Below are 5,402 nucleotides of genomic sequence, written 5' to 3' on the forward strand. Positions count from 1 at the left end.
TCGACTTGAAAATGCTGATTTGAGCCGGTGACCGGGATCCGACCCGATTGCTTTTTTCTACTCGCCGTAACTGGTGATGAAATTGATGATGTTATTGGCCAGACGAACCGGATGATTATATAAGGGTTTCCCCTCTTTTTCCTGGTACATGGGAATCCCCTCTTGATCAAACGCCGTGTGTTTCGGAATCAAATCTGCGGGTTTGGGCAATCGGTAGACCTCCGTCGCTTCTGCCCTTTCTGTCCAAACGGTTCCGATTCCCAGACATTTTATTGCCGTCAAATGAGAGATCAAAGGTTCCCGGAGAAAAAACGGAAGCGGGGAGGGGGCAAAGGTTTTGCCGGAGAGGTGCTTGGATGTCATCAGAGAGGATTGTCCTTGAGGGGGAAATGCCATCAGATGCCCATTTTGGGAGCGGGTTTCATGCGATGAACCGGATGACAACAGGTGCTGATGATGACCTTTTTTGGTTGCTTCTGTGCCGCCTGCTATTCAAAAAACTTTAATCATCGTGGAACAAGGAGTGTTTGATATGTCGGATTCTTTGGAAAAGCAGATGATTGCAGAATTTAATGTTCCTGTTGAAATGAGAGATGGGATCGTGTTGCGCGCTAATATTTATCGGCCCAATCAGGAAGGAAAATGGCCTGTTTTGCTCCATCGCCATCCTTATAATAAAGATAATCCCCCTGTTTCTTTTGGATTATATGATATTTCTCGTGCAGTCCGGCAGGGATATGTGGTCATCGTTCAAGATACAAGGGGAAGATTCGCTTCCGAAGGAGAATGGGAGCTTATTTCGACGAGCAGACATGAAGCTTCTGATACATATGAGACCATCCGGTGGGCAAGCACGCTTCCTTATAGCAGTGGTGAAGTCGGTTTGTTTGGTGAATCTTATTCCGCATTCGTTCAGTGGGCAGGCATGCTGCAAAATCCACAGGAACTCAAAGCAGCAACCCCTTCTTTTTCCTGGAGCGATCCCTTTGACGGATTAATGTACCGGGGAGGAGCGCTGGAACTCGGTTTTTTGGCCTATTGGCAATTGGGAATGTATCTGGACACACTCACAAGACTTTATTCGGATGAGCAAGAACGGGCTGCTGCTTTGGCGCAGTTAATTTCAGATATTGATCAACTAAAAAAGGAGATTAAAGCACTGCCATTGAAAAATTTTGCGCCTTTTGCCCGTAATAAAGTGGCTCCCCTAATTCTTGAACATTTTGAGCGCGGCATGGATCAAGCTTATGTGGATGCATTATCGTTGAAGGGGAAATATGACAAGATCACGGTTCCTGCACTTAACATTGCAGGCTGGTACGATATATTCTTGCAGGGAACCATTGAAAACTTTTTGCAAATGCGCAACAAAGGAGGCAGTCCGGAAGCCCGGCAGAGCAAATTGGTCATCGGTCCATGGATGCATTTGGATCACAGTCATCAAGCTGGTGACATAAATTTTGGATTGGCTGCCAATTCCTCTGTCGTGGATTTGGTCGGACTCCAATTGCGATGGTTTGATCATTTCTTGAAAGGAAAGGACAACGGTATTATCGGTGAAGCACCTGTCAAATTATTTGTGATGGGCGAGAATGTTTGGCGCGATGAGTATGAATGGCCGCTTGCCCGGACAATTTATACCCCGTACTACTTGCACAGCCAAGGGCATGCGAATACCCTTCAAGGTGATGGAGTTCTCAGTACAATCATGCCTGGTCAAGAGGCAGCCGATCATTATACATATGATCCCTTGAATCCGGTCATAACGAAAGGCGGATCCATCATGATGCCACCCGATTTCGGCAGCGGTGCATTTGATCAAAGAGAGATTGAATCACGCGATGATGTATTGGTTTATACAACTCCTGTATTGGAAGAAGACATAGAGGTTACAGGTCCGGTTAAAGTGAAACTGTGGGCAAGCTCAAGTGCCTCAGATACAGACTTTGTCGCGCGATTGGTGGATGTTCATCCCGACGGATATGCACAAAATCTGACCGATGGAATTATACGTGCCCGTTATCGGAATGCTGCTAAAGGAGAGGCACCAAGCTTGATCGAGCCGGGAAAAGCTTACTTGTATGAAATCGATTTATGGTCAACAAGCAATCTATTCAAAAAAGGACATCGTATTCGTTTGGATATAACGAGCAGTAATTTTCCGCGGTGGGACCGAAATCCCAATACCGGCAAAAATTTCGGTGAGGATCAGGCTGAGGATGTGGTGATCGCCCGGCAAACCATCTTTCATGATGCAGAACATCCTTCTTCCATTATTCTGCCGATCATACCAAGAAGATAATGTATTGATCGTACTGTTAAATGATCTGGTACTGAGGGTTTTATCTGCAAAACAGTTAAAAACATAAACAAGTTTGCAATGCAAATAGAAAAATAACAAATGCGAAAACAGGAATGAAAACAAATTAAATTCATGCTAAAAATAACATTCAGATCCCTTTAGAGAAAACACCGATCTCTCCATGGAAAAGAACCAACTCAGGATTATGAGTCGGTTCTTTTCATCATCCCTACTTACGCATTCCCATCATATTTCCGGAACCATAACGTTTAAGCCCATGATAAAAGAGGGCAGTGCCACCGCAAACAAGGAGCGCGGTGACCCCGAGTGCAGCACCAAAAAACAACGGTTGCACTTCCCGAAGCAAGCCGAGCGGAAGGTAAGAGATGAATCCGGCAGGAAGGACTGTAAAAAGGAGAACTTTTGTCAGTCCGCGGAAAATGTCCGTCGGATAGGTGGCAAAAGTGACGATCAACTCTTGGCCGACCAGTCCTTCAACATTGCCGACATAAAAAGCGAGCGATTGGATACAGACAGAAAAGAAGACAAAGATCAACATGGAAAGCAGCAGGGCCCCCGCAAATTTGACAATCCCGATCCAAGTGTGTTGGCCGAAGAAGAGAAAGACGATCAGGGAAAAGATGAAGTCGCCCAGAGCGGAAACGGACATGCGGGAGATCAGGACATGCAGCAGGACGGGTTTGGGTTGAACCAGGTAGGTATCCAGCTGACCGGTTATGATGAGATTTCCGATGTTTTCCGCATTCCCGAAAAAAGCGTTGGCGAGTCCGAAACCGCCCGCAGTGACAGCAACAGATTAATGCCGAGACGGACGTACGCTTCCCCCATATAGGAGAAGTAATGGTAAAGGAGATAGCTCATCGGGGGTGAGCTGATAACCCACATCCCCTTTGATCACTTCTTCTTCAATTTTGACGGACAGGCGTGGCGATGACAAAATGATCGATTCGGCAAATATGAGATACCAGATCATTTGTTCGTAAGTGTATCCTGAGATGACCGGGGAGCCTTCACCCTGGTAAGTGATTCGCCAGAGTTGAACGAAAATGAACAGAATGACCAGCAAAAACCAGGAGCGAATGAAGAAAGAGCGGAGGTAGGCAAAGTTATTGCGGACCGTGATCGAACCGACGGCACCATATTTTTGCATTTTTTTGCGAAAGCGCAATCTGCTTATAACTGTCTCCATTTCATTCACCCTCCTTCCCGCTTTTCATAGATATGGGTAATGATTTCCTCCATCGAAGGATCTTCAATGGTAACGTCGGCCAGCCGATGATTTTGGATGATATGGGAGAGTACTTGTTCGATGGAAGTTTGAGAAGTGTCTACAGAGAGGCGAAGGCCGGTTCCTTTTTGCTTGACCAATACCACTCCGGAAAGATGGAAATGGGTTGGTGCTTCCTGCAATTTCAAGTGAATGGTCTTGTGCTTCAAAAAATGCCGCTTCAAATTGGAAACAGTGTCATCAAGGATGATTTGGCCGTGATTGATCACGATCGCCCGCTTGCAAAGTTGTTCAATATCGCCTGCATCATGGGAGGTAATAAACAGAGTTGTCCCTTCTTCCTGGTTCATCTCTTTGATCAGATCACGGATTTTTTGTTTAACAACCACGTCGAGGCCGATGGTCGGTTCATCCAGAAAAACGATCTTGGGGCGATGCAGCAAAGTGGCGGCAATTTCACAGCGCATCCGTTGACCAAGTGACAGTTTGCGAACGGGGATATCGAGAATTTTTCCCAAATCAAACCGTTCAATCAACTGATCCCGCCGTTTTCGATAATCGCCACGGGGAAGTTCATAGATCCGGCTCATCAGTTCAAAGGTGTCAAATGGTGGCAAATGGTACCACAATTGCGATTTTTGTCCGAAAACAGAGCCGATGTGAAAGGCGAGCTTTTGCCGTTCCAGCCAGGGATTAAATCCCAGTACTTCGGCGCTTCCGCGGGTTGGATGCAAAATTCCGGTCAACATTTTGATCGTAGTCGATTTTCCTGCACCATTGGGGCCGAGAAATGCAAGAATTTCTCCTTGTTCCACCTGAAAATCAAGCGGGTGGACAGCGATTTGTTCGGAGAGAGAAGGATGGAACAAATTTTTTATTGATTGAAGCAAACCCGGTTTTTTGTGTTTGACAATAAAGGATTTTGACAGTCCTTCAACCCTGATGGCCTTCGTCATGGCGTCTTCCTCTCCTTTGGGAATCAAAAAATTTATGACTATTTTAAATGATTTGTTTTGCCATGTATAGTATTTCAGTTTAACTTTTGCTTCATGGGACGATAGGTAAGGGATACAAACGAAAGTTTGCAGTTTAGACGAAATTTATTAAAAAAATCTAAACAATCCGTATAGAAATTTCCTTTTTATTTTTAATATAATTTATTTATATCGAAACAGGAATTACAGGAGGAATGAATAGATGGCGAAACGAAAACCGCTTATGATGTTAAATTTTGAATTCAAGTCCCCTAAATCTCCAGAATACTTGAAAATTGGCGACTCGATTTTTGTTAATGGCAAACCGTATCAAATCAAAAATATGTTTCTCTATGCCGGTCAACGCAATTTTCGAACGGACTGGGGCTTAATCAGAGAAAAAGAGATTGTGTAACGTGAAAACAAATCAAAGAGTATATGCATCGGGGAGGAAATGGGAAAGGGTTTTGAGTTGTTTCAGCATTCATCAATATCAACGACAGACAACAAATACGCCGAATCGCAGAAAAACTGGCTGGTTCGGCGTATTCGCCAATTGAGAAACATTGACCGGTTTTGTGGAATCAAGGAACAACGAAGAGAGAAGGGATTCTGACTGAATCTTCATCCGCTCAGGGAAGGAACATGCTTATACCGGTTGTTGAGTTTGCGATCAAGAGGTTGCCGCGTGCAGTCTCTTTTTATTTTGGGGACATCGCTTAGGAAGCGTTCTGTCAGGAATATGGCTTAAGATAATTGGTCATTTGTCTTGTTTTAGTGATTAAATATTTTTATTATTCGTATAATTTAAGTGATGTGTTCATAAGATTGAGGATAAGGTTTTACACAATTGCATAATTAAAGGAGCATTCCTGTA

General features: G+C 44.4%; 5 protein-coding genes and 1 pseudogene. 2 read left to right on the forward strand and 4 right to left on the reverse strand.

The annotated features are described in order from the left end of the window. Positions 1–57: 57 nt before the first annotated feature. Positions 58–363, reverse strand: a complete 306-nt coding sequence (locus tag JG50_RS0117710; RefSeq protein ID WP_152568649.1) for a hypothetical protein — start codon at positions 361–363, stop codon at positions 58–60. Positions 364–532: 169 nt separating this feature from the next. On the opposite strand from JG50_RS0117710, the gene JG50_RS0117715 reads away from it, so the two are divergent. Continuing rightward, entirely contained in the window at positions 533–2,302 is a 1,770-nt protein-coding gene (locus tag JG50_RS0117715; RefSeq protein WP_052154474.1) for a CocE/NonD family hydrolase, read from the forward strand. A 229-nt stretch (positions 2,303–2,531) separates the two neighbouring features. On the opposite strand, the pseudogene JG50_RS0117720 reads toward JG50_RS0117715, so the two are convergent. The 3 genes and pseudogenes from JG50_RS0117720 to JG50_RS0117730 form a co-directional block, all read right to left on the reverse strand. Further along, a pseudogene (locus JG50_RS0117720) lies at positions 2,532–3,080 on the reverse strand (ABC-2 family transporter protein); the annotation flags it as partial. A gap of 39 nt (positions 3,081–3,119) precedes the next feature. Beyond that, the gene (locus tag JG50_RS18490) at positions 3,120–3,512 is read right to left on the reverse strand and encodes a hypothetical protein (RefSeq protein ID WP_052154476.1); all 393 of its coding nucleotides are present in this window, start codon (positions 3,510–3,512) and stop codon (positions 3,120–3,122) included. Positions 3,513–3,517: 5 nt separating this feature from the next. After that, positions 3,518–4,507 carry an ABC transporter ATP-binding protein gene (locus JG50_RS0117730; RefSeq protein ID WP_033102441.1) on the reverse strand — a complete coding sequence of 330 codons (990 nt, stop codon included), beginning with the start codon at positions 4,505–4,507 and terminating at the stop codon, positions 3,518–3,520. A gap of 241 nt (positions 4,508–4,748) precedes the next feature. On the opposite strand from JG50_RS0117730, the gene JG50_RS0117735 reads away from it, so the two are divergent. Continuing rightward, a complete protein-coding gene (locus JG50_RS0117735; RefSeq protein ID WP_033102442.1) occupies positions 4,749–4,940 on the forward strand; it encodes a hypothetical protein in 192 nt (63 codons plus the stop codon). The last annotated feature ends 462 nt before the right edge of the window (positions 4,941–5,402 follow it).

The sequence above is a fragment of the Thermoactinomyces daqus genome (assembly GCF_000763315.1).
GTDB classification, from domain to species: Bacteria; Bacillota; Bacilli; order Thermoactinomycetales; family Thermoactinomycetaceae; genus Thermoactinomyces_A; species Thermoactinomyces_A daqus.

What these genes read in the sequence shown, in the direction of transcription:
- JG50_RS0117715 (WP_052154474.1), top strand. Translation starts at nt 533, where the DNA reads ATGTCGGATTCTTTGGAAAAGCAGATGATTGCAGAATTTAATGTTCCT.
- JG50_RS0117710 (WP_152568649.1), bottom strand. Translation starts at nt 363, where the DNA reads ATGACATCCAAGCACCTCTCCGGCAAAACCTTTGCCCCCTCCCCGCTT.
- JG50_RS0117735 (WP_033102442.1), top strand. Translation starts at nt 4,749, where the DNA reads ATGGCGAAACGAAAACCGCTTATGATGTTAAATTTTGAATTCAAGTCC.
- JG50_RS0117730 (WP_033102441.1), bottom strand. Translation starts at nt 4,507, where the DNA reads ATGACGAAGGCCATCAGGGTTGAAGGACTGTCAAAATCCTTTATTGTC.
- JG50_RS18490 (WP_052154476.1), bottom strand. Translation starts at nt 3,512, where the DNA reads ATGGAGACAGTTATAAGCAGATTGCGCTTTCGCAAAAAAATGCAAAAA.